Here is a 24,148-nt window from a genome sequence, read left to right as displayed (position 1 = left end):
ATGAAACCCAATTATAGATTTTTAATGATCATTGTACTACTGGTCCTTTGTGCATCATGTATCTATGCACAGGAAGTAGCTCCATTTAAGGGAAGTTTTGAGGCCTGTAAGGCACAGGCTCAGAAAGAAAATAAATTAATTTTGATCGATCTCTATTTTGTCGGCTGTATGCCCTGCGCAGAGATGGACGAAAAGGTTTTCCCAGACCCTGCAGTTGCGAAGGAGATCGCTTCCAATTACATTGTCTTTAAAACCGATGTCATGAAGGAAATGGATGGTAAAAAACTGGCCCGTAAATATGGTGCGTCCGGTTTCCCAACTTTTGTCCTGCTAAATGCGCAAGGAAAAGCTTTATTGACCGAAGCTGGATATTTTGGAGCTGACCGTTTTGTTTCCTTATTGCAAAAAGGGAAAGCATTGGAAAAACAACGGAAGTATTTGGCTTTTGATACCAATCTGGATCATGCTTATCCTGGTGCGTATAGCGAACGCTTTATCAAAACAGGTGAACAACATGATTTTGCGGAATTGGAGTCTTATTTAGCACAACAAAAAGATCTGACATCGGAAACCGCATTTTTAGCCAACACCGTGACCAATTTTCCGATATATACCAACTGGATCTATGATCATTTACCGCAAATGATTGATCTCTATGGCGGTTCGCTCTTGTTAAATAAAGTGAATGCGATTGCTAAAGTCAAAAGTAAGCAATTTGGCAGTTTGCAACAGGCCGATAGCTTGCGTCAATTGCTCAGCTACATTCGCCCGGTATACAATGAGCGCATGTGGTCTGTCTTTCTTCCCATTATGGTCACGAGCTATTATGAGCAATCCAAAGATGCGGCAAGCTATCTACAATTAATGGATGAATATGATCTTTACCCAAATTGGGATCTTAGAAGCAATGCCTTGGGGCAGGTGATTTTTAGTCAGAAACAACAGCCTGCGATCTTAAAATCTATTCTAAAAGAATTTTTGGAACAGCAGAAGAAAGGAGCATTAGATATTCCTGATCAATATAAACTGGTGGCCTTGTATCTGTATCTGCAGGATTTTGCTCAAGCGCAAAAAGCGATGGATGTCTTATTGAAATCGGACTTCTCAGATCCATATCTCGCAACAAAGAAGGCCGATATTGAACAATTGAAACAGGCGATTGCGGGTAAGAATACACAAAACATCCAAGTAAAAGATATTAAAAAAAACATTCCAGTTCGTTTAGGCTAAGGGAATAAAAAACTAATCATAAATCGAAAATACATTTTAATGAAAAAAACAATTTTAATCGTTGCAGCAATAATGACATCCTTATTTGCTCTAGCGCAAAAACCGAGTAATATCAATGGCACTTTAGTCGCTCCTGTAACCAAAAAAGTGGGTTTGTTCAAAGTTTTGAATGGACGTCTTGTTGAAATCGCTACGTCAATGACAGATTCCAAGGGGCGTTTTGCCTTTCGTTTCACTCCCGAGTATGAGGGCTTATATGCTGTTGGTGCTGGCAATCCTTTGAGCCAGCAAGGGCTTTACCGTTTTTATTTTAAAGGCGATGAAGTGTTGAATGTACAATTGGAAAAAGATAGTTATACTTTGGTTGAAAAAAATACCCCTGAAAATGAAGCGCTTTATGCTTGGGATAAGCAGAGCAAAACTTTCCGTGACAAAGGTCTTACTCCTGGAGGGATGAGTACTTATGTGGATTTCTTTCCTGAGGTAGAAGCATTCAAAGTAAAACTTGATGGCATCAAGAAGGGTGTCAAAACTGGGAATGCGAAATTTGACCAATTCTTCCCTGAATTAGTGGATTATGATTTTGCGTATTATGCCACTTCATTTCTACAGATGCCCCGTAGTGCGCACCCAAGCAAAGAGGAAATGAGCGACTATTATACCGAATTCAAATCGGATAAATATTTGACGCTAGAACTTTTAAAATTTCCTTATGGGGATCGTTTTTTAGGTAATCTGGTGTTTCGCAAAGTGGATTTAAGCAGTAAGCCTACATTCGATAAAATGGTGGAAGCAATAGGTCCAGATGAGCTGAAGGGTCAGTATGTATTGCAACGTTTGGAAGGCGCTCGTTCTTATCAGGATTTTCAGGAAATGAATACGACGTATAAGAAGTATTTTATATTGCCAGAACAACTGGAACGCGCCAAAACGGTAGAAACAAAATTAGTAGAGACCAAAACTGGTGTCCCTGCATTTCAGTTTAGCTTTCCGGATTTAAAAGGTAAGAATACCAGTTTGAGCGATTTAAAAGGTAAAGTTGTTTTAGTGGACATGTGGGCGACATGGTGTGGCCCATGTCGTGCGGAAGAACCGCATTGGGAACAGTTGAATGAGCTGTATAAGGATAAGGCTGTTGCATTTGTTGGTGTTTCTGTTGATCAGGATAAACCAAAATGGGAGGAGTACCTTAAAACTAAAAACTTGAAAGGGATCCAATTGCACGCGGGTTCTGGAAATGACCTTTCTACAGCATATAAAATTAATAGTATTCCACGCTATATTTTAATTGATAAGGCGGGTAATTTGATCAATGCAGATAGTCCACGTCCGAGCGATCCAAAGCTGAAAGAATTGATCAATCAGTATTTAGCGAAGTAAATTTTCATCTTGTATACAACAGGCCTTTTCCTAAAACCATCGGGGAAGGCCTGTTTTTATTACGATATTTTAAATCTCAGCGGATATTGTTTACCTTTGCTCGGATAGGAGTATAGCATGACATCAGATTTAACATTTACAGCGATCGATTTTGAAACAGCAACAGGGCATCAAAATAGTGCCTGTGCAGTTGGTATCGTGACAGTGGAATCGGGTATTATTACAAATGAATTTTATTCCTTGATCCAGCCACCTCGCAATGAATATATGTGGCAGACAACCCGTGTTCATGGAATCAAGCCTAGGGATACGCAACATTCTCCTACTTTTAAAGAGTTATTTCCCTCTATTCAGTCCTTGCTTACCAATAAATTGATGATTGCGCACAACGAGTTGTTCGACCGCAACGTTTTACGGAAAACAATGGTACATTATGGTTTGTCTTACGAGGAACTGCAGCTTGCCGAGATGTGGGAATGTACTTATAAGATCTATCGTAACAAAGGTTTTAAACCAGCTCGCTTAAATGCCTGCTGTGAAGTGTTGGGAATCAATCTCAATCACCACGAAGCATTATCCGACGCGAAGGCCTGTGCTGAATTATATCTGCGCCATCCTTTTGTAGCAACATTGGTGGAGGAGGGGTAATTAGTACTTAGAAGTTAGTAATTAGATTTGAGAGGATTACTTCGTTACTACTTTACTGGTTACTTCGTCACTTCATAACTAGTACCTTCACTACCTTCCTGATAAATAGGGTTTTTTAGCTCATAGTGAACGATGTCCACCTCTTTGTCCCCCCTTTTGTCCCCCCTTAAAACTCGTTCTTGCAGTAGCTAAGAATTATCTTTGCCTTTGTCAATTCAAAAACGCTTAAAAATTGCCTTTTGAAAAGATTTGTCGCAAATGGTTCTTATTTTTTAATAATATGTTTTACGTCTATCTTTTACTTACTACTTTAATTTTAGTTTCTGGTTTTTATTACTGGCGCAGATCTCGCTTGTCTGCTGAGTTTTTAAAACGCGCTGTTTTACAGGTGCACTATCGCTTTCACCACTTAGAAAATGATGAGCGAGAATACGGTAAATCAAAAAATGGGGCATTATTACTTAAAGTTGAAAGAACAGATCAGGACACACGTAATATTGTTGTGAAAGATGTGATCATGGATCATGCTTGTCTCAGTGTAAGCTTGGATCAGATCATTATGATCACGTTTCCTGCCGATTCAAACCAGGCCTATGAGGCTTCCGTACGTTTTAGAATACGGGGTGCGGTGCGTAAACCTGATTTCCTAAGCCACCACCATGCGACCGTAATCGGTTATATTACTTCCGAAAAATCAGGACGTGTACCCTTCCGCATTAAAGTTGGGATGCTTGAGGCGGAGCAGGTTAGTCAAGTATGATTTTAGGAGTTAGTAGTTAGATTTTAGAAAGTTAGTTTGTCTGTGGGTTAGAAAGTTAGTGCGTTACCCTGTTCGTATCGCATCCGTTACTTCCATCTCTACTTTACCCCGTCACTACTTTATAGGTTCGTTTTTTTTGTTACATTCATACTTAAGAAGGGGAGACACACGGTAATGCACGTGCTCCCCACTCTTATTATTTATGGATTGGTAAGTTATACTCCATCCTCGTCACTTCGTTACTGGTTACTCCGTCACTTCTTCACTCCGTTATTCCATCACTTCATTAGCCGATTAAATAATTGTATTATAATCAGCATCATGTTATTGTTTTTGAGATACTATTTATCTAAGTTTGTTTAATATTATATTAAAAAATATGAAGATAGCGCTACAGCAACCTTTCGGAAAGTGGGTTGTTTTTATTCTGGTTGCATTTTTTTTCGTTAGCTGTAAAAAAAATACACCAGATCCAGAGCCGGAGCCTGAACCAATTGTACGAACCACGGATCAAAAAATTCGGGATAGTATCTATTATTATTATAAACTGTACTCCATATGGGAAGAGAAATCCATTCCAAAATATGAGCTTCCATCCGAATTCACAGATAAGTACAATTCTGCTAGTACTGTTCTCAATGCTCTGAAAGGTATGACTCCTGCCTATGCTAACTATGCCCAGTATGGTGGTGTATATGATCGTTTTTCTTTTATCGATGGACTTAACGGTTATAATATCAATGCTACGGCGAAGTTAAAAATGGATCGAAATGATGGCTACGGTTTATATATTTCCATGGGTACTGTCGATTCGAAAGTCGCAAGACCTGTTATCTATTTTGTCGAAGGTGGTTCACCTGCTGATAAAGCTGGGTTAAAGCGATCTGATATGGTAACAGCTATCAATGGCGAGACCGACTTTACTGTTGCGATCAACTGTGATGCTTCAGGATGTAAACCTGTTGATCCCAATGCGCTGACAAACATGAGAAACCGTGTTGCCAATGCGCTGGAAGGTGGTGGTCTTCAGCTAGCGCTTTTGCGTCAGGATGGAACTACTTATAATGTAAGTCTTTCTTATGGATCATATACCATCGATCCAATTTATCACGAGGAGGTTTACGAATATCCAAGTAAAAATGTCGGCTATTTTGCACTTTCTTCATTTGAAGAAATAGAACGTAATAATTATAATCAGCAACGCGTAGATGCTTCTTTTAAAACTTTTGAGGACAAGCATATCGAAGACTTGATCGTAGATTTGCGATATAATACGGGTGGTTATGTTGATGCTGCGGTATATATCGCGAACAAAATAGCGGGGACAAAAGTTCCAGATAAAAAGCTGATGGTGACCTATATCTGTAACGCTTATATGGAGCGAACTCAGAAAGGTACCAATGGTATGTTCAGAGATACATATTTCAGTCAGACAAGTACGTTGAATCTGCGTAAAGTGTATTTTTTGGTAAGTGAAAAAACGGCTTCAGCGGCAGAGATGCTGATTAATGTCCTTAAACCTTATATGAACGTGCAGATTATTGCGACAGGAACACATACTTATGGTAAACCTGTTGGATTTTTCGAACAGATTATTGAAGACCGTGTTTCCTTCTGGCCAGCATCTTTCCAGTTGAAAAATTCTGCAGGTTTCGCAGATTACTGGGATGGATTAGTGGCCGATAAGCCGAATGTAAATGATTATATCTTTTTACCAACAGGTGATACCCAAGAGACGATGTTAGAGACGGCTTTGGAAGATGCTGTTCCGGGAAGTACAAAGAAAACCTCCGCCCGTGTGCGCGCTAGCCAACATTCCCGTATGTCACTCGGTGGTGCTGTGAATACGTTACCTGAAAGAGGTCTTTTGAAGAACTAGTCGTGTCGTCTTTAGAAAGAGTGATTAAATTGATCACTAAAATTTTATAAATGAAAAGAGCATTATCGATATCGATAATGCTCTTTTTTATAGTAACAAATCAGCTATAGCACCTCATTTAATATTGAATTATGATGCGGTAACCATGGTCTTAATCTGTGTCATTTTGACTTAAGATGTTGTTGCAAAAATATTTTTATGACAGAGCTGTGCAGCCGCTTCATCTGGTAAGCATTTTAGAAAACCAACAGGAACCTGGCTGATTACTTTTTCCAATGTACTGTTCATCATGGCAAAAAGATCTTTATTCCATCGAATAGCTGTACAACTTGGCAATACTGCAATGAAACCTTTTACGCCTGCTAATGGTTCAAATATATTTTCAGGCCCCTGTTGCAGACGTACAAATGCTCTTAATGGTATCGCTTCATTTTTATAACAAGGCGTTTTACCGCTCCATGGAGTACCATATATAATCACGCCATTTTCTGTAATCCGGATCGCCGGATTATCATCATTGAGCAATGATGTATCTGGAATATGTTTTAACCACAGACGGCTATGCGTACTTTTTCCTGTGCCGCTTTTACCCAAAAAAGCTATGCCCTGACCATTTCGGTTGATGACCGATCCGTGGATCATAATGACATCGTGCAAGAGAGCGGCTTGACCAAAAAGCATCATCAACATCCAGCAGATAACTGCACTCTGTTCTGTTTCGGTACTTTCTGGAATATAAATGGTCGACTGAGCAAAATCTCTTTCACTGTACAGATACCAAAAATCGGTACCCCGATCATTGGCTATTGTCGTGATAAATGTATTTCCTTTTTCGTAGAAACAGAAACGGTCGCCCCATGATATGGACTGATCACTTAAGAGTTGTCCGAGGTCTTCACCTTGAGGAGCTTGCTCCATACTCAAGTTCACTTGGATGGTTCTGTTTTCTTTCGTTGTATTGTGTTGAAAATCACGGAAAGAGGGTAATAATTTTTCCAGATCTAGGCTAGCCGGATAGTTGATCTCCAGTATTAGATCGGCTATTTTATACCATTTTTTCGATAATTCAGTAGGGTTTGTTAAAATCATAGCGCGTTCATTAGTCGAGATAGATACGCTGTACGCATGTATCGGCCAAGTTTAAGTCGTGTGTTACAAAAAGGCATAATTTATCTTGCCCAAAATCTAAAAGTCTTTTGATCAGTGTGTCGGCCGTATTTCTGTCCAGTGCCGAAGTCACTTCATCAAATAACCAGATATCACCATTATGCATCAGCGCTCGGGCAATCGCAATGCGTTGCGCCTGCCCTTCGGATAAGCCCATTCCCGATTCACCGACTACGGTGTCTACACCGTCAGGCAGTTCCAGTACAAATTCTGCACAGGCAATCCATAGGGCTTTTTCTAAAGCAATATGCTCGCCTTCTTTAACATGGAGCATCAGGTTTTCCCGAATAGTGCCACTGAAAAGTGAATTTCCTTGTGGAATATAGGCAAAATTGATGCGGTGTGCAGCAGTTAAGGGTCTGGTACCCTCCCGATCTGTGAGTAATATCTGGCCTTTTTCTGCTTTGATCAGCGACAGCAGTAAGCGTATCAGGGTTGTTTTTCCTTTACCGCTTGGCCCCACTATAGCCGTGGGCTGACCTGCGGCTAGGTTTAAATTCAAGTTATTTAAGACCCATTTATCTTCATATCTAAAAGATAGATCCTGGATCTGTAGTGCTGTTGTTTCCAGTAGCCTGTGCTGTTCGATCTGCGGTTCTATCTCACCTTCTTTAAGTTCTAAGAGACGGTCGGCAGAAACTCTGAATCGCACAAAACCGGGTATATAGGTGATCAATGCGAGAATCGGTGTTTGTATACGTGCTACCAACTGCAAAAACGCTGTCATGGTACCAAATGAGATCTGCCCACTGTGCAATCTATAGATTCCCCAAATAAAGGTAAGCAGATAGCCCGCATTGATACAGATTTTCATGGCACTCTGGGTATAAGTTGAAAAATTGAGCTGTTTCATTTTCAATAGGAAAAGCTCCTGCTGGCTGGCGGTAAGTTTTTGCCTTCTTTTTGGAAAGATTCCCATAGCCCGGATCAAGAGTCGAAAGCGAAGATTTTCTTGCAGGATATTAGAGAAATTACTCTCTTCACTTTTTACTTCCCGGCTCAGCTTGCGCATTTTTTGGAAGTATATTTTCGAAAATAAAAATAGCGGCGATATTGCGAGGATCATGAGTGCGAGCATCGGATCCATATACCATAAAAACGCCAGTGATGCCAGTAATTGTATAACGGTAAGCAGAAATGAAAGTGCCGATTTTGCGATCATAGTGGCCACTTCTTCGCAGTCTGTTTGGATCCGGATCTGGATATCGCCTGTATGCCAGTTTTTGATAAGTTTCCAGACCGAGAGCATCTGTGCATCGAGCATATTCCGTTGCAGCTGAAAGGTCATCATCATTTTGATTCGCTCATTTAGCCAGCTGGTATATGCACGGATACCGATCCCAACAGCAACACTCGTCACAATTCCGATCAGTGTCCACTTCAGCGGAAGGTCTTCCGGAGAGATGGCCATGTCTACCGCTTTTTTGGAGAGGTACACAAAAAGTAGGGAAAGTACAATCGCTATAAGCTCCAATATAAAATACAGGAGCAGTTTTGATCGGTATCCCTGACTTATCGACCAGGCCCAGCGGATATGCTGTTTCAAGTTATTATTATTGGTCACAGCTGGTGGTGCTTTTTGACATTTATTTTTGCAGTAAACCCTGTTTTTCGAAATCCTGAATTAAAATTTCTGCGTCAGCTTGTGCCTGTGTTTTTGTTACTTCATAGTGTTCGCATAGCAGATCAACTACAGTTGCGCTTGAGAACTCAATACCCTGCAACTGCTCCCATAGCCATGCCGCAGAATCATTCAGCGTATATACTGTAGAAAGATCGACCATATCTTGACTAGGATCCACAATCATATGATCCGAACCTATTGTTCTTAAAACTAAATCCGTTCTTAATTTCATTTATGTTAAAGTTAAAAAATTAGTAAAATCAAAGTTAATCAATCCTTCGCATTCTAAGAAATTAGGTCAGAAACCTTCTTTTTAGGGCATTGATTACCCTTCTAACGATTCTTAGCCGGTACCAGCTCATGCCTCTAAAACGTGGCCAGGAGCTTCTGATATCTTTTGCGAGATCACTGTCTCCTGAATAATGCTTTGTGGCAATCGCTATAATATCGGATGATGTTACGTACTCGTGCAATGCGATATTTCCATCCCCGGCAAGAACAATGTTTCCATTCTTTTTACCCACATAGCGATGAAAAACAAACTTTCCTTCATGCTTAGCCAGGATGTTTGCTCCTGAGGGTAAAGGAGTTCCACGATAAGCTTCAAGCAATACTCGGTCTCCATTCTTGATAAAAGGTAACATGCTATTGCCTTTTATGCGGATGCAAACTTCTTTTCCTTCGCGGAGTAAACGTTGTACTTCTTCAAAATACAACTCATTCGTGATGATACGTGGTTCTGTTTTATCCATCTTTCCTAACCTAGGTGAGCTGGACCACATATTGGAGAGCCTGTTGCAGTTCGGTATCTTTTAATATCACCTTTTTGTCGGCATCTAAAAGATAGATTGTCGGCGAAGCTTTGGTATCGTAAAGTCGTTTTTTCTGTATGACAGATTTGGTATCAAAACCATTGATCCAATTTTCTGCCAGATGCGTTTGAAAGTTTTTCCATTTAGTACGGTCACCCCAAGGTTCGATGGTTACCATCTGAATCTGTTTCTTTTCAAAAAGATCAACAACTTGTGGTGTATCTTTAAGCGCCGCAATCATTTCCTTGCAGTGCGGACATTCGGTGTCGTAGAAAAACAGTAGTGTATATTTTGACTTCACATCTGACAGCTTTTGGGTTTTGCCATCGCTGGTTTCGAAACTAAAATCTTCGGCTACTTGACCTACTTTATTCCGCTGTACCAATTTATAAACCGGGCGGTAGGCCTCTTTTTCAAGGTCTGTCAGCTGATCGGTTTTTATAAGGTAGCGCAGTATAGATTCGTATCGGTTATCATTACGCATAGGTGAATTACCTTCGTAAAGGTAGTGTTCGTATAATTTAATAAAATGATCAAAAGTTACTTTGTTTCCTTTTGCTTTGTCCAACATGCGTGCTACAGCATGATCCGCTACAGTATCCGAGACTGAATTGAGTGCCGAGATAAAGTCAGCTAATTTCTGCTCGCCAATATTGGGATCTTTAATTTTTGCGGTATCCTGCATATCAATTTTGTCCCAGTAGCTCAATACAGCACTGTCCGCACCGGTGTAGACGATGGTTTTCTTGTCTTTATCTGCATGATCCTGTTGAACAGACTTCGGTTTCGGATTGCATGCTATGGATAGTAAAGTGATTGCTCCACCTATACACAGCACATTAAAGGGTACACATTTCATTATAATTAGCTTAATGATAACAAACTTAGCGATATTGTGATTGATATACAATATTATTGAGGTGAAGTTAAAAACAATTGCTTGATTTTTTTCATCTTTAGCATTTAATTTTAATGCTGGTTTAGGGTTAGACCGCAAGGATTTAATGTCTGATGTTTTTTTAATGAATTAATAAAGAGCTCGTTATTTTGTCTGTTGTAAAATGAGAAATGGTCTTCACGCTGGTTATTGTAATTCAATACGCTTTCTTCGAGAACTTTTCACGACAGCTTTTGTTTTATAAATAATCTCTATCTTTGAGATAGTAAAAAACTGTGCTTAATTCATGTTGTTATTATTTTAAATATGATTACCATACCTGCTAAAGAAATGCGTATCGGCATTACTTTCAGTGCGTTTGATCTGTTACATGCAGGTCATATCAAGATGCTGGAAGATGCTAAACGTCAGTGTGATTACCTGATCTGCGGCCTGCAGACAGATCCTACGTTGGACCGTCCTGAGAAAAACAAACCGACACAAACTGTTGTGGAGCGTTATATTCAACTCAAAGGCTGTAAATATGTGGATCAGATTGTGCCTTATGCGACAGAACAGGATCTGCAGGATGTATTGCGTTCGTTTAAGATCGATGTTCGGATTGTTGGTGATGAATACCGTGAGCGTGATTTTACGGGGCGCCAATATTGTGAAGACTCTGGTATCGAGTTGTATTTCAACAGCCGCGATCATCGTTTTTCAAGTTCAGGTCTACGTCGTATCGTTGCCGAACATGAGGAGGAAAAAGGTTAGAAAGTATCAGAGTAAAGAAGTTATTGGTCACTAGTTACTGCGATACTAAAAAAAACTACGTAACTAAAAAAGAAAGAACACATTACATGAAAATAGGAATTACATTTGGTGTATTTGATTTGTTGCATGCCGGACATATTATGATGTTGGAGGAAGCACGCCGCAATTGCGATTATCTGATCGTTGGACTCAATACCGATCCTTCAGAAGTTTCACCAGAAAAATCTGCACCTACACAAACTGTTGTGGAGCGTTATATCCAATTAGAAGGTTGTCGTTATGTGGACGAGATTATTCCTTACGAGACCGAACAGGACTTGATCGATATGATCAAAGCTTTGCCTATTCAGGTGCGTATCATTGGAGAAGAATACCGTGATATGGATTTCACCGGAAAGAAATATTGTGTGGAAGAAGGTATCGACATCTATTATAATAAACGTAGCCACCGTTTTTCAAGTACTGGTTTACGGAAAGAAGTTGCCGCGAAGGAAGCGGAGAAAGTTAAGTAATCGAGTAACGACGGTAGCAGATAACTCGTCACTAGTTCACTATCGTCACTACGTTACTAAGAAAAGACTACGTTACTACTTTACTAGTCACTACGTCACTAAAAAAGAAAATAATTTATAAAAATAGAATGAGCAATATCGTACATGTGATTTTATCGGGTGGAGTGGGTAGCCGCTTATGGCCGCTTTCGCGTAAAAGTTTTCCTAAACAATATCTATCCTTGTTTAAAGAGGGATCTTTGTTTGAGATGACTGTCAACCGTAATCGGGATTTATGCAACCAGGTTATTGTTGTGGGGAATAAAGATAATAATCAATTGAGCCGCGAAGTCATGGAGAACAGCGGGGTGGAGTATATTGACATCGTGGAGTCTACTCCTCGTAATACAGCTGCAGCGATTGCATTTGCTGCATTTGCTGCAAATGCCGATGATATTTTGGTTGTTACTCCTTCAGACCATGTTATCGTGGGCGACGAAAGCTATAATAAAGCTATTCAAGAAGGAATTGAAAAGGCAAACCAAGGGTATATAGTTACTTTTGGTATTCAGGCAACTAAGCCGGAGACGGGTTATGGTTATATTGAATACAAAGGTGACCAGGTACTCTCTTTTCGAGAGAAACCTAATAAAGAAACTGCAGAAGATTTTATAGAAAGGGGTAATTTCTTATGGAACTCGGGTATGTTCTGTTTTCGTGCCGACACGTTATTGCACGAACTGCAACAGTTTGAGCCCCGGGTTTATGCAACAGCATTAGCCGCATGGCAACATAAGAAAGATGGTATTTTAGATGAAACATTATCCAAGGAGATTCCATCGATCAGTATTGATTATGCTGTGATGGAGCGTTCCAAAAAAATTCGCGTTGTGGCAACACACTTTAACTGGTCTGATCTGGGTTCATTTGAATCGATGTATGATTATCTGAAACATACGGGACATCCTACGGATGAAAATGGTAATATGGTCATCGGAACAGATATTTACAGTGCCTTTGTTGGTTTGAGAAATACAATCTTGGTGTACACCAAAGATGCAATTTTGGTGCTGCAAAAAGAAAACTCCCAGGATGTGAAGAAAATATACAACACGTTGGAACGACACCAGTCCAAATTGATCGATTAAAAATATACAAACTGAAAAGCGTTATGTGTTTTTTGTAAGATCACGTTTTATTAAAAACATACGGCTTTTTATATTGATGCATTAATGGGAATCTACTAGTATGTGGGTTCCCATTTTTTGTCTTTTAATATTAGATCTATTATTTGAGAAGCATCTTGTTGTCATAAGAAACATAAAAGAGTTTACATCTTAGATCGATTAGTGTAAATCGGCGGTTTAGGCTGTGCAATTCTTTATATAAGATGCGTTTAAATTATGAAAGCACTATTTGAAATTAAGGTCAATTAAAAAAATTTCAGATATAACGATTATATTTGGGCATGTGTTATAAATTTTATAAAGTAACTCTTCTAATTTCTTTTATTTGTTTTTCTTTTTCATCGTGCATGAAGAAGAATTTATATACGGGTGAAAAGAATCCTCCGAATGATGAAAATCTTCCGCCAAATAATGAATCTAGCAAACCAGGCTATCTTTATCCCTTTTCAAAGGAGGTTAGCGGGGCCGAGGCTGAAATTACCATAAACCTGGCATCGGTTCCACAAGGCATGCAAGATCTAGACATGAGCTTACCTCCTTTGAAATATAACAAGAGCTTATTATTTATGTTGACACAAGACGATTGTAAACAATCTGCGTTCAGTATGACTTGGGCTGCTATCAATGGAAAGCCGATTGATGTTTCCGACCCGAATAAAAAATACTATTATGATGTGGAAAATTTAGAGGCAGAGGATTTACCGCCATCGACTTATTCGTTAGGTAAGACATTGGGTAGCACGGATGGATTTGGTAATGAGGTTAGGTTTCATTTTACAACTACACTTGCACCACAGTGGGATTTTATGCAAGCACCAGCCACTGTAAATCCTGGATATAAAGAAAACTTTTTTCGTTTCTACATGAAGGCTGGACTGCGCTGGAATAATGTGCGGGAAATCTTAAATACGGGCAATGGAATTGCATTTCATGACTTAAACACCTTGGCCCTTGATCATGTTGATTCACTGGTTAAACATTTTGCGCATGCCCAAAAGATTACAAAGCAATCCTTGGATGGTAGAGGTGTTAAATTTTTTGCCGAACCTAATGGAGATAAGCGCTATCTCACTGCTGCAATGCGCGATCCTGATATGGAGACCATGGTCGCACAGACCGGAGCAACAAAGCTTATTCCTTATCAGGTCCATTCCGACCTCAATAAAATGACATTTTCACGTGTATTTGTTAATCATAGTTCTGAGGTGAAGAATTTAGTAATTAACGAACTTGCCGTTGATCCGCAGCAACGTGCCGCCGTTCATATTGGCGTTCATGAAACGGATCATGAATGGGCACAATTTCTAATGTGGCTAAATGATAGCTATGGACAAGAAGGTACTGATGTGCTTTGGTTTCCTTCACAGGAAGAGTATTATGAATATAATTATTATAGACAGCATGCCGATGTGCAGATTAACAGAGTTGGAAGTGAGATAAAAATAAAGGTGAAATTTCCAAATCGAAAGAATTTCTATTTTCCAGCTTTGACCTTAAATATATCGGGATTAAAAAAGAGCATGATCGCATCAATCTCCTCCAATGAGCAGGTAACAGGATTAACTTATGGAGATTTTGGCGACGGGATCGGTATAAATATAGATTGTAGAAAATTTTTATACGATCATGCAAATCATTATGTGAAGCGGTACCTTTCAAAAAGATCTGATAGCAATCTCGCAGATGCACTCTATCATGTTCAGGCACTCAAAGATAGTCCCTCAAAAAGAGATTTACTTAAGTTGTTGGAGTAATCGCATTATTAGTATAAAATTTATAATAGCGGTAAAAGTTTCTCTTTCTAAGATGTTGAGGTTTCATTATATAACTTATTTTCCAGTAAAAGACTGACTGAAAAAAAAATGGAGTGCGATTGATGTCAATATCACCTCTAGTTTGTAGCTATGCAACTACAAATTTGTAGTTGTATAGCTACACCTCCCAAATTATTGTTCAATATCTTTTTTTTTAAATGTATGTATCTAAAATTAGTTCTATTTTTGTACTAAATAGGTTGATGTTAAGTGTTTCTCTTTTGAGGATCAGTTATGTGGATCAGATTTATTGTTAGCTGTTAGCCTGTTTATATTAATCTACTCTATTATGTATAAAGTAAAAAGATTTAATTTCTTTTTAATTAACCTTGTTGCTCTGACTGTCTTTGCAGCAAGTTGTTCAAAAGTGAAGGACTTGTATGAAGAACCAGAAGCGGGCTCTTCAACATTATTTCCTGACGGGGCTAAGATCCCGGCGGATTTTAACTGGAATTCTTCTAAAGTCATGGAATTTCGTGTAGCGGTTGAAGATAAGTTTTCAGGTCAGTATTTTTATCGAATTGAAATTTTTGATAACGATCCTCTTTTAGGAAGTGGAGCAAATTTATTGGCTGCGGGACAAGCAAAACAGGGGCAAGATTTTACCGGCAAATTAATGATGCCTACCATGTCACAGTATCTTTATCTGAGAGAAACTTCTCCTTTAGGTATTGCCTCTGTAACGATGTTAGCTGTTGATGCGACAAAGAACACCATCAATGTAACACCTGCTGCTACATCAAACTCAAATAAGGCAAGCGTCGTACGTGCATCTGGAAATTTAAATATTTCAAATGTGAAAGCTGCATCAGCAAATGCAGCGGTAGCTCCTACAGTGGTGGTTCCTAATGATGCAATTGAGATCAGTGGAAACAGTAACGTATCTGTAGTTGCCAATAAATCATATGTCATCAAATCTGGAGTAACTTTTACAGGTAAGATCGATGCAAATAACGGAACAAGTAATGTAAAGATTTATGTTCAGGGCGCATGGAAAAACCCGAGCTATGAGTTAAATCTTGGTAACAATAATAATTTGACCATTACACAGTCAGGATCCCTTAACCTCATCAATGTGACACAGAATACCACAGGTGGCTTTGTCAATTATGGGACAGCTTCTTTGTCTAAGATGGAAACAAGAAATAATGCCTTATATGTCAATTACGGTATTTTAGATGCAGACAAAGCAGATATTACAAATGGCAGTTTTACTAACTATGGTGTAGCAACTATTCAAAACTTAAGTAGTACGACTAATGGTACAGTAATAAGAAATGAAGGTACGCTTACAGTAAAAAATGCAACGTTAACCAATGCGATACTGGAAGCGGTTTGCCATACAACGATTGAATCACTGACTACAAATGGTGCTAAGATATCGGTATCATCAGGTTCACTCTTGAGTCTTGATAAATTGGATGCAGGTGGTACAGCATTTACTTTAGCGGGTGCTGCGATTTTAGATGTAAAAAGTTTAGCTAAATTTAACAGTCAGGCAAGTACCATGACAGGCCCTTCATCTGGCCAGGCTGTCGCTCGCCTTAAGAAGGTTGATGTAAACAATCAACATATGGCGATTACTTATTCTGGTAATTTAGAGGTTGCTAGTTCAGATCATACTGCAAATGGACAATGGAACACTTATTACGTGATCAATAGTCCTGCAAAATTGGTTGCTTATGACAAATCAACAGTCGTTATCGCAGGAACATCATGTAATGCAGGAGGAAATAATGCTACTGGTGGTAATCCGTCAGATCAGACTATTACAGAAGTTAATTTAGGGCCATACTCTTATATCTTCGAAGATAAGTGGCCTTCACAGGGAGATTACGATATGAATGATTGTGTGCTGGATATGAATGTGACGAAATTTCAAAATACGGCAAATAAAGTAACAAAAGTAACTTTAAAAGCTAAATTGCGTTCCATTGGAGCTTCAATACGTTTTTCTTCAGCAGTACAGCTGGATGGTGTTCAGACTTCAAATGTAAAATCAGTCACTTATTCCCGTAAAGATCTTATAGGTACAGCATTACCGCTAGGTTCAAATGGTACGGAATCTGGTCAGACGTATGCTGTTCTTCCTCTTTGGGATGATGCGCATAAAGCTTTTGGCGTCTCAGATACACGTTTTATATCGACGCAGGATGGTCAGTACAGTCCTATTGAAGTGGTCGTTACGATCGAGTTTAATACTCCTCTGGATAACTTTACATATGCAACTTTGAATACTTTTATTATTAATTTCAGCCAAAATATAGGCGGCAGAAATGAAGTGCATCTCGTGGGATATGCACCGACAGATAAAATAAATAAAAGTTTGATCTCGCGTGAAACGGGTAAATTTTTATCTGCAACAGATCCATTTAAAAATCTATATAATGAGCCTTTTGCACTATCTGTGCCGGTATCATTTAAATATCCTGCAGAAGGAAAAAGTATAAAAACAGTATACCCATTATTTGAAAATTGGGCACGTAACGGCGGAATTCAGAATAAAGATTGGTATTTAAATAAATAACATAATTAAGATAAAATTCCGTATATTATTCATTAAGTACTCCCGGTCATCTGGAGTACTTAATTTTTTTGAGCTAAAATATTTTTAAGCAATACCGTTTGATATATATTTTCGCATTAATACTTTTTATGCTAAATGATTCATGAAAAAGAAGATCGTAATAATTGATGATAAACCGGCTATAGGTCAATTAATAACATTATATTTAAATGCTGATTATGATTTTCGTTTTTTTCCAAATGCGATTGATGCTTATAATTGGCTTAAAGAAGGCAATAACGTAGATTTGATACTATCTGACTACACGATGCCCGAAATGAATGGTTATGAATTTTTGGTCATGGTTAAGCAAAATGAATTTTTAAAAGATATTCCTGTTATTATCCTTTCTGGTGAGGACAATACCAATACCCGTATCAATTTGCTAGAAGCAGGGGCTGAGGATTTCATATTAAAACCCTTTAATCCGCTAGAATTAAAACTCAGAATTAAAAAAGCATTAAAATAATGCCATTATACAGCGATTATATTTACTTTGGTAATAGTTTGCAAAATTTTGACTATTTCAAACTTCAGGTGCTTGATACACTGGGAGTAGAGTTAAAGTATTTCAGCTCTTTCGAAAGTATGGATCAGTATTTTCAAGACCATCGTGGGCAATTTCTTTCTGTTATCTTTTACGAGCAGAGTTCAAGTTTGATGGCCGATTTACGTCAATTGACCAAACTAAACTCTTATGGGAAAGAAACGCTTCTATTTTTGGTGGGTAATGGTTTTACTTTGCTGGAAAAGAAATCGTATCTGGAAGCTGGAGTGACCAATACCATCAGTTCCAATGCAAGCAAAGATGTATTTCAATCGATCAAAAAATATATCCATCTCTATTTTGAAGCCGCTGCACAATCCGAAAGGTTTAACGCATCAGCATCTTCCTTTCCTAAACTTCGCATTCCAATAGGTAAGCGGCTTTTCGATATTGCCGTTTCTTCTTTATTGATTTTAATGTTATCTCCAATACTCATTACAGCCTATCTAGCGATTATTATTGAAAGTAAGGGACCCGCTGTATATCGTTCCAAACGTATCGGAGCAGGATATTACATGTTTGATTTTTATAAATTCAGATCCATGTATGCCGATGCTGATAAGCGACTCAAAGAATATATGATGCATAATCAATATGCAAAACAAGAGGTTGCTATTACGAGCAACTCCCAATCCTATGCCAATGCGGAAGTTCCTCAATTTACAATAGATGAATTAAGACATGTATTGATCGATGATCATACTGTGGTTAAAGGGGCCGATATTGGCGGAAAACAGAAAAAAGCAGCTTTCTTTAAACTGGAGAAAGATCCACGTGTTACAAAAGTAGGGCGTATCCTGCGAAAATATAGTATCGACGAATTGCCACAATTGTTCAATACGCTTTTTGGTGATATGTCTATCGTGGGCAATAGGCCACTTCCACTTTACGAAGCTGAAATGTTGACAACAGATGATAGTGTTGAGCGCTTTATGGCCCCTGCCGGCATTACAGGATTGTGGCAGGTAGAGAAAAGAGGCGATAACGGTAGTATGTCAGATCAGGAGCGTATTCAACTTGATATTGATTATGCTAAAAACTATTCCGTATGGATGGATGTTAAAATACTGTTTAAAACATTCTCTGCTTTTATCCAAAAAGCGGATGTATAATAGTTACACTGATAAATAATTATTTCAATGAATAGAATATATAGCAGGTTTTTTTTGTTGTTTCTGTTGACATGCATGGGTATATTATCTAAAGCCCAATCCACAATGGATCAATTGGATATGGTTGATTTTACAAAGTTAACGCTTCCTCGATTAGAAACGCTTTATGAAAATGCGAGAAAAAGCCCTGGCGTTGAAATGTATGAAGCAAAAATGGAATCGCAGGAGAACCAATTGATCACCGAAAAGCGGAGCTGGTTGAAATATTTTCGAGTCGGTGGCTCTTGGCAATATGGTAATATTGCCATCAATTCTGCTTTTACAAACGAATATACCCCATTATTCTATCAGTCGTCCGGCGTAACACAGAGTTCTTACTATGGTACTGTGGGATTGAGTATTCCTATGGATGACCTATTTGACCGAGGCAATAAAATTAAAAGGCAGAAAATGGAGAAGCGTTTTACGCAATTAGAACTGGATAAATGGTTCGATGAGCAGCGCATCCGTATTGTCAATTCTTATACTAAGGTGAGAACAGCGCTTTCCACGCTGAGGAAGAAAATCGAAGACTATAATATTGCTTTGGCAAATTATAAAATCACAGAGAATGAATTTAAATCAGGAAACGCAAATATCAGTGATCTCAATACGGCCAAAAAATTGGAGACCGAGGCTTATGAGATTTTGAAAACCAACGAGTCCATTATAACCAATGAAATTCTTACATTAGAGATTTTAAGCAAGACCAAAATAATCAGCCAATAACAATATGAATATTTTCCATTATATTTTCCGGGCCATATTTAGAATTAAATGGTGGCTATTGATTTTACCGTTGGCATTTGCTTTTCTGGCAATATACATGACCCAGAATCTGGATAGACAGTATAAGACCGATATTACTATTTATACAGGAGTCATATCGAGCTACGGGAGTGATCCGGGAGAGTCTAATGCTTCACAGGACTGGAATGTTCTGAATAATTCGATCCAGAATATCATTAATACCATCAATTCTAAAGAAACGATCAAGCGTCTTTCTTTACAGCTGTATGCCCGTCTCATGATCCATGGAGATCCTGATCGTGACAATGTTTATATTTCTTCCAAACATTATAAAGAACTGCTTGCCATTACGCCGAAAGATGTACGTGTTTTAATTGATAAAAGCTCAGAAGAAAATACGGTTAGAAATCTGGAAAAATATGAAAAGGCAGATCGTGATAACTTTGTTTATGGCTTGTTTAATTGGAACCACCCTTATTTCAGTTATGGTTCCCTTCGCGAAAATATCAAGATCAGTAGAATTGACAATAGTGATATTTTACAGATCAACTATCAGGCGAATGATCCTGGAGTTGCTTACCAGACATTAGAAATCTTGAGCAAAGTATTTGCCATAGAATATACCAATCTCCAGTTTGGAAGTACAAATAATGTTATTCGTTATTTTGAGGCCGAGCTTGCTCGTATCGGAAGTGAATTGAGAGGGCAGGAAGATTCGCTTACCAATTATAATGTTGCTAATCGTGTTATTAATTATGATAAGCAAACAGAAGCAATTGCATTATTGGATAAAGAATATGAATTGCGACATCAAGATGTATTATTTGTTTTCAATAGCTCACAGGCTGCACTGAAGCAACTTGAATCGGGTATGGATGCCAATATGAGAGCGATTCGTAATAATACGGAATTTTTGTCCCGTATGAATCAGATCGCGGATATCAATTACAATATTTCAAAAATTCAGACACTTCATGCTGATTCCCTTCAACAAAAGCTGGGGGCGGATCTTAAAGTGCTTTCTAAAGAATTGGACGAAAAAGAAAAAGGATTTAGAACATTTATGGATCAATATACCGAGCAGAAGTATACTAAGAATGGCTATCCTAATTCCAAATATGTGGAGCAGTGGGTTGAAGAACTGCTTAAATTTAAAAGATCTGAAGCGGAATTAAATGTAGCACGCGATTTTAAACAAGAATTAGATCACAAATATACCCAATACTCACCGATCGGCTCGGTTCTCAAACGTAAGGAAAGAGGGATCTCTTTCACAGAGCAATCTTATTTATCAATTTTATCAAGTTTAAATGCTGCGCGTCTAAGGTTAAAAAGTTTAGAAATGAACTCTGCAACTCTTAAGGTCATTAATCCGGCAAGTTTTCCATTAAATGCACTTCCTTACGGGCGTAAGATGATCGTTATTGCTGTCTTTTTAGGCACTATAGCGTTTATTTTAGGGATACTGCTAATTCTTGAACTGTTTGATCGGACTTTACGCGATAAAACGCGAACCGAACGCATCACCAAAGGAAAGGTTGTCGCCGCATTTCCAAAAGCTAGAAAAGGTAAAAATAATAAACAGATTGAAGAAAGGTCAACGCATGTTTTGGCGAATAGACTTTATGGTTTTTATCAAGGCAGCACCGATGTTAATTTTATTAATGTAATTAAATTTTCGTCAACTTTGGATACAGGAAAACTTACTGATCTTTTAATGCAACATTGGGAGAGTCTTGGGCTAAACGTATATGCTTATAAAGAGGGTCGCGATTTTACTGCGGATTCCAGAGCATATTTGGTTGATCAAGGTTGGATAAATCAATTAGCTCCATATGATATTTCACTAGTAAAACATGGTTCAATGGCATTGATGGCGATTCCTTCTTTATTTTTAGAAAAAGCTATGGTTAATCTACTTGTTTTACCTGCAGATAATATCTGGAAAATGGAAGATGAATTATTATTTTCAGATCTCCTCGAGCGATCCGCAGGTACACCTACTGTCATCTGTTTAATGAATGCAGAAAAATATGTTGTAGAAGAATTTACAGGCATGTTACCTCCTTTTACATTTTTACGCCGCTTAGAATATCAATTGGCTAATTTTGGTTTGACATCCATGGGTAAATAAAATTGGAGCAATATGATGCCATCAGATTACAACAAAACGTCATCAATCTTTACCAAGCATCATTTGCTCCTGCTGTTACTTACATTGGGAGGCATAATCGGTGTATATCTGTTCGTGTTTGCTGGCGTAGCAATGGGTATATTGTTTTTCTTATTACCTCTACTTTTTCTGTTAATCATTTACTGCCTTTCTTCACCGATTAGCTGTTTTTTCCTCTTATATATTGCCTCTTACCTAGTCATGGGGGTAGGGCGGTACATTATTCTACCGTTGCCTGCAGGGGTTATATTGGACCTGCTGATCTTATTCAATTTTTTCTGCCTAAGTCTTCATTATATTCGTGGTAACCCGCTGGGAAAACTTTATTACAACCCATTTCTGTTCATCTCCATGTTATGGATGATTTTTTGTCTCTTGGAGATTATCAATCCCATATCCACCTTTGCCAACTGGATTACTACAGTGAGAAGTATCGGTATGCACATCGTTTTCTTTCAACTATTGGTTTTCCTATGTCTGGACAACCTAGAGAAATTAAGGGTATTTTTTGGTTTATGGGGTATTTTGATTCTATTAGGGGCATTAAAAGCGATCGGTCAAAAATACATTGGTTTAGATCGGTATGAGTCTTCCTGGTTATATACATTTGGCGCCCATACACACGTCATCTATAGCGGCATCCGCTATTTTTCATTCTTTACCGATGCTGCCAATTTTGGCTGTCATATGGGGTTAGGTATTGTTGTTTTTACAATTTTAGCCTTTTACGAAAAGGATGCTAATCGACGTGTTTTCTATATTGCCGTTGCGCTTTTAGCTGTTTATGGTCTCATGATTTCCGGTACCCGGGCGGCAATGGCAGTGCCATTTGTCGGTTTTGCATTTTTTATAATCTTGGTCAAAGAGTGGAAATGGATCATTCTGGGAGTTTCCTTGTTGGTGCTCGCATTTTCGTTCTTTAATCTCACTACCATTGGCAATAGCAATGCCGATATCCGCCGTATGCGGACTGCATTCTCCTTTTCTGATGATGCGTCATTTAATGTCAGGTTGGAAAACCAGAAAAAAATGCGAAGCTTTATGAGCGATCATCCTTTTGGTATTGGTCTAGGGGGCTCCAAACATGCTAATCAGGGAGACGTTATGCACGGTATTGCAACAGATTCTTCTTTTGTGTTTATCTGGGTAGAAACCGGCATTATAGGTTTGATCCTTTATATCCTGATGTGTCTTACCATATTAAGTTTCGGTACATACTACGTCCTGTTTGTGCTTCAAGACAACCGTATAAAATCAATAGCGGCAGCTTCTACCGCCGGACTTGCTGGTATTATGATCGCCGGATATGCCAATGAGGTGCTCCATCAGATGCCTACCGGACAGACCGTCTATATTTTGATGGGTATCATCATGCTATCTCCCGTTATTGATAAAAAGTTATCTTATGGCATCTCAACTGTTTAGACTTTCTTTTATTACCGTCAATTACAACGGATTGGCAGATACCCGTGCGCTTTTACAGCGCATTAATAGCATTTCTTTTTCTTTCCTTTTCGAAGTCATTGTTATTGATAACGGTTCAGCTCAAGATGAATTTGCTTTATTGAAGGCAGAATTTCCTTTTATCACAGGCTGCTACAGCTCGGTTAATCTTGGTTTTGCAGGGGGAAATAATGTCGGTATACGCATTGCCCAGGGCGATTTTTTGTATTTTATAAATAACGATACTCTTCTTCCTATGGAAGCCGATGCGCAGATTTTGGCTATGCTTGCTTTCTTTGAGCAAAATCCCGAAGTTGGAGGTATTACCCCCAAAATTAAATATGTGGATCCTGCCGATATGATCCAATTTGCCGGTTGTACACCTTTGTCCAAAATTACATTGCGCAATAAGCAGATCGGTTATCGGGAGAGTGACAAAGGGCAATATAACCGCAATATACAAATTCCTTACCTGCATGGTGCGGCAATGTTGTTGCCTCGTGATGTGGTCGATCAGATCGGTCTGATGCCCGAAGCGTATTTTTTATATTACGAAGAACTTGACTGGTGTTGCCAGATCACAAAACGTTATCAGCTGTATTATTTCGCCGAAGCCTGTATCTATCATAAAGAAAGTGCATCCACCGGTATTGATTCCCCTTTTAAGACCTTCTATCTGACACGGAATAGATTGCTGTTTGCCTACCGCAATTCCAGCGGAATGACTAGGATTTTGTCTCTTATGTATCTGCTGCTGATCGCAAATACATCAAAAATGTGTAGCTTTATGCTTAATGGGAAATGGAAGCATATCCATGCAATATGGTCCGCGACCCGCGCTGCCTTTAAGCTGTTTAAATCAAATTAACTGGGAC

General features: G+C 38.6%; 21 protein-coding genes. 16 read left to right on the top strand and 5 right to left on the bottom strand.

Features of this window, described 5'->3' with window-relative positions:
* The 5 genes from EDF66_RS18670 to EDF66_RS18650 all read left to right on the top strand — a co-directional run bounded on the left by EDF66_RS18670 (position 1) and on the right by EDF66_RS18650 (position 5,897).
* Complete coding sequence (locus EDF66_RS18670) at positions 1-1,230, top strand: thioredoxin family protein (RefSeq protein ID WP_132844256.1); 1,230 nt, start codon at positions 1-3, stop codon at positions 1,228-1,230.
* 39 nt (positions 1,231-1,269) lie between these two features.
* Positions 1,270-2,610: a TlpA family protein disulfide reductase gene (locus EDF66_RS18665; RefSeq protein WP_243656085.1), complete on the top strand. Its 1,341-nt coding sequence runs from the start codon at positions 1,270-1,272 to the stop codon at positions 2,608-2,610.
* A gap of 117 nt (positions 2,611-2,727) precedes the next feature.
* Positions 2,728-3,258 carry a 3'-5' exonuclease gene (locus EDF66_RS18660; RefSeq protein WP_132844254.1) on the top strand — a complete coding sequence of 177 codons (531 nt, stop codon included), beginning with the start codon at positions 2,728-2,730 and terminating at the stop codon, positions 3,256-3,258.
* A 280-nt stretch (positions 3,259-3,538) separates the two neighbouring features.
* Entirely contained in the window at positions 3,539-4,018 is a 480-nt protein-coding gene (locus EDF66_RS18655; protein WP_132844252.1) for a hypothetical protein, read from the top strand.
* A gap of 379 nt (positions 4,019-4,397) precedes the next feature.
* Positions 4,398-5,897, top strand: a complete 1,500-nt coding sequence (locus tag EDF66_RS18650) for a S41 family peptidase (RefSeq protein WP_132844251.1) — start codon at positions 4,398-4,400, stop codon at positions 5,895-5,897.
* Between the two features lie 171 nt (positions 5,898-6,068).
* On the opposite strand, the gene EDF66_RS18645 is transcribed toward EDF66_RS18650, so the two are convergent.
* The 5 genes from EDF66_RS18645 to EDF66_RS18625 form a co-directional block, all read right to left on the bottom strand.
* Positions 6,069-6,986 (bottom strand): hypothetical protein, encoded by a 918-nt coding sequence (locus tag EDF66_RS18645; RefSeq protein ID WP_132844249.1) that lies wholly within the window; start codon positions 6,984-6,986, stop codon positions 6,069-6,071.
* 10 nt (positions 6,987-6,996) lie between these two features.
* Positions 6,997-8,628, bottom strand: a complete 1,632-nt coding sequence (locus tag EDF66_RS18640) for an ABC transporter ATP-binding protein (protein WP_207898686.1) — start codon at positions 8,626-8,628, stop codon at positions 6,997-6,999.
* Positions 8,629-8,650: 22 nt separating this feature from the next.
* Complete coding sequence (locus tag EDF66_RS18635; RefSeq protein ID WP_132844248.1) at positions 8,651-8,920, bottom strand: PqqD family protein; 270 nt, start codon at positions 8,918-8,920, stop codon at positions 8,651-8,653.
* 61 nt (positions 8,921-8,981) lie between these two features.
* Positions 8,982-9,440, bottom strand: a complete 459-nt coding sequence (locus EDF66_RS18630; RefSeq protein ID WP_165902465.1) for a S24 family peptidase — start codon at positions 9,438-9,440, stop codon at positions 8,982-8,984.
* 10 nt (positions 9,441-9,450) lie between these two features.
* Entirely contained in the window at positions 9,451-10,359 is a 909-nt protein-coding gene (locus EDF66_RS18625) for a DUF5106 domain-containing protein (RefSeq protein ID WP_132844244.1), read from the bottom strand.
* A gap of 345 nt (positions 10,360-10,704) precedes the next feature.
* On the opposite strand from EDF66_RS18625, the gene EDF66_RS18620 reads away from it, so the two are divergent.
* The 11 genes from EDF66_RS18620 (at position 10,705) to EDF66_RS18570 (ending at position 24,141) form a co-directional block, all read left to right on the top strand.
* Positions 10,705-11,151 (top strand): adenylyltransferase/cytidyltransferase family protein, encoded by a 447-nt coding sequence (locus EDF66_RS18620; protein ID WP_243656084.1) that lies wholly within the window; start codon positions 10,705-10,707, stop codon positions 11,149-11,151.
* Between the two features lie 86 nt (positions 11,152-11,237).
* Positions 11,238-11,663, top strand: coding sequence for an adenylyltransferase/cytidyltransferase family protein (locus EDF66_RS18615; protein ID WP_132844242.1), 426 nt, complete (start codon positions 11,238-11,240; stop codon positions 11,661-11,663).
* Positions 11,664-11,791: 128 nt separating this feature from the next.
* Complete coding sequence (locus EDF66_RS18610) at positions 11,792-12,790, top strand: mannose-1-phosphate guanylyltransferase (RefSeq protein WP_132844240.1); 999 nt, start codon at positions 11,792-11,794, stop codon at positions 12,788-12,790.
* Positions 12,791-13,176: 386 nt separating this feature from the next.
* A complete protein-coding gene (locus tag EDF66_RS18605) occupies positions 13,177-14,583 on the top strand; it encodes a hypothetical protein (RefSeq protein WP_165902464.1) in 1,407 nt (468 codons plus the stop codon).
* A 349-nt stretch (positions 14,584-14,932) separates the two neighbouring features.
* Entirely contained in the window at positions 14,933-17,170 is a 2,238-nt protein-coding gene (locus EDF66_RS18600; RefSeq protein WP_132844237.1) for an LruC domain-containing protein, read from the top strand.
* Positions 17,171-17,312: 142 nt separating this feature from the next.
* The gene (locus tag EDF66_RS18595; protein WP_132844235.1) at positions 17,313-17,678 is read left to right on the top strand and encodes a PleD family two-component system response regulator; all 366 of its coding nucleotides are present in this window, start codon (positions 17,313-17,315) and stop codon (positions 17,676-17,678) included.
* A complete protein-coding gene (locus EDF66_RS18590) occupies positions 17,678-18,868 on the top strand; it encodes a sugar transferase (RefSeq protein WP_132844233.1) in 1,191 nt (396 codons plus the stop codon). Before EDF66_RS18595 ends, EDF66_RS18590 begins: the two co-directional genes overlap by 1 nt.
* Positions 18,869-18,943: 75 nt before the next feature.
* The gene (locus tag EDF66_RS18585; protein WP_207898684.1) at positions 18,944-19,636 is read left to right on the top strand and encodes a TolC family protein; all 693 of its coding nucleotides are present in this window, start codon (positions 18,944-18,946) and stop codon (positions 19,634-19,636) included.
* A gap of 4 nt (positions 19,637-19,640) precedes the next feature.
* Positions 19,641-21,791: a hypothetical protein gene (locus tag EDF66_RS18580; RefSeq protein WP_132844229.1), complete on the top strand. Its 2,151-nt coding sequence runs from the start codon at positions 19,641-19,643 to the stop codon at positions 21,789-21,791.
* A gap of 12 nt (positions 21,792-21,803) precedes the next feature.
* Positions 21,804-23,255, top strand: coding sequence for an O-antigen ligase family protein (locus tag EDF66_RS18575; protein WP_132844228.1), 1,452 nt, complete (start codon positions 21,804-21,806; stop codon positions 23,253-23,255).
* Positions 23,236-24,141, top strand: coding sequence for a glycosyltransferase family 2 protein (locus EDF66_RS18570; RefSeq protein WP_132844226.1), 906 nt, complete (start codon positions 23,236-23,238; stop codon positions 24,139-24,141). Before EDF66_RS18575 ends, EDF66_RS18570 begins: the two co-directional genes overlap by 20 nt.
* Positions 24,142-24,148 lie beyond the last annotated feature (7 nt).

The organism is Sphingobacterium sp. JUb20 (genome assembly GCF_004342035.1).
GTDB classification, from domain to species: domain Bacteria; phylum Bacteroidota; class Bacteroidia; order Sphingobacteriales; family Sphingobacteriaceae; genus Sphingobacterium; species Sphingobacterium anhuiense.
The sequence above is the reverse complement of the archived record's forward strand: the minus strand, read 5'-3'. Positions and strand labels throughout refer to the sequence as shown.

What these genes read in the sequence shown, in the direction of transcription:
- EDF66_RS18670 (WP_132844256.1), top strand. Translation starts at nt 1, where the DNA reads ATGAAACCCAATTATAGATTTTTAATGATCATTGTACTACTGGTCCTT.
- EDF66_RS18665 (WP_243656085.1), top strand. Translation starts at nt 1,270, where the DNA reads ATGAAAAAAACAATTTTAATCGTTGCAGCAATAATGACATCCTTATTT.
- EDF66_RS18660 (WP_132844254.1), top strand. Translation starts at nt 2,728, where the DNA reads ATGACATCAGATTTAACATTTACAGCGATCGATTTTGAAACAGCAACA.
- EDF66_RS18655 (WP_132844252.1), top strand. Translation starts at nt 3,539, where the DNA reads ATGTTTTACGTCTATCTTTTACTTACTACTTTAATTTTAGTTTCTGGT.
- EDF66_RS18650 (WP_132844251.1), top strand. Translation starts at nt 4,398, where the DNA reads ATGAAGATAGCGCTACAGCAACCTTTCGGAAAGTGGGTTGTTTTTATT.
- EDF66_RS18645 (WP_132844249.1), bottom strand. Translation starts at nt 6,986, where the DNA reads ATGATTTTAACAAACCCTACTGAATTATCGAAAAAATGGTATAAAATA.
- EDF66_RS18635 (WP_132844248.1), bottom strand. Translation starts at nt 8,920, where the DNA reads ATGAAATTAAGAACGGATTTAGTTTTAAGAACAATAGGTTCGGATCAT.
- EDF66_RS18630 (WP_165902465.1), bottom strand. Translation starts at nt 9,440, where the DNA reads ATGGATAAAACAGAACCACGTATCATCACGAATGAGTTGTATTTTGAA.
- EDF66_RS18625 (WP_132844244.1), bottom strand. Translation starts at nt 10,359, where the DNA reads ATGAAATGTGTACCCTTTAATGTGCTGTGTATAGGTGGAGCAATCACT.
- EDF66_RS18620 (WP_243656084.1), top strand. Translation starts at nt 10,705, where the DNA reads ATGATTACCATACCTGCTAAAGAAATGCGTATCGGCATTACTTTCAGT.
- EDF66_RS18615 (WP_132844242.1), top strand. Translation starts at nt 11,238, where the DNA reads ATGAAAATAGGAATTACATTTGGTGTATTTGATTTGTTGCATGCCGGA.
- EDF66_RS18610 (WP_132844240.1), top strand. Translation starts at nt 11,792, where the DNA reads ATGAGCAATATCGTACATGTGATTTTATCGGGTGGAGTGGGTAGCCGC.
- EDF66_RS18605 (WP_165902464.1), top strand. Translation starts at nt 13,177, where the DNA reads ATGAAGAAGAATTTATATACGGGTGAAAAGAATCCTCCGAATGATGAA.
- EDF66_RS18600 (WP_132844237.1), top strand. Translation starts at nt 14,933, where the DNA reads ATGTATAAAGTAAAAAGATTTAATTTCTTTTTAATTAACCTTGTTGCT.
- EDF66_RS18595 (WP_132844235.1), top strand. Translation starts at nt 17,313, where the DNA reads ATGAAAAAGAAGATCGTAATAATTGATGATAAACCGGCTATAGGTCAA.
- EDF66_RS18590 (WP_132844233.1), top strand. Translation starts at nt 17,678, where the DNA reads ATGCCATTATACAGCGATTATATTTACTTTGGTAATAGTTTGCAAAAT.
- EDF66_RS18585 (WP_207898684.1), top strand. Translation starts at nt 18,944, where the DNA reads ATGGGTATATTATCTAAAGCCCAATCCACAATGGATCAATTGGATATG.
- EDF66_RS18580 (WP_132844229.1), top strand. Translation starts at nt 19,641, where the DNA reads ATGAATATTTTCCATTATATTTTCCGGGCCATATTTAGAATTAAATGG.
- EDF66_RS18575 (WP_132844228.1), top strand. Translation starts at nt 21,804, where the DNA reads ATGATGCCATCAGATTACAACAAAACGTCATCAATCTTTACCAAGCAT.
- EDF66_RS18570 (WP_132844226.1), top strand. Translation starts at nt 23,236, where the DNA reads ATGGCATCTCAACTGTTTAGACTTTCTTTTATTACCGTCAATTACAAC.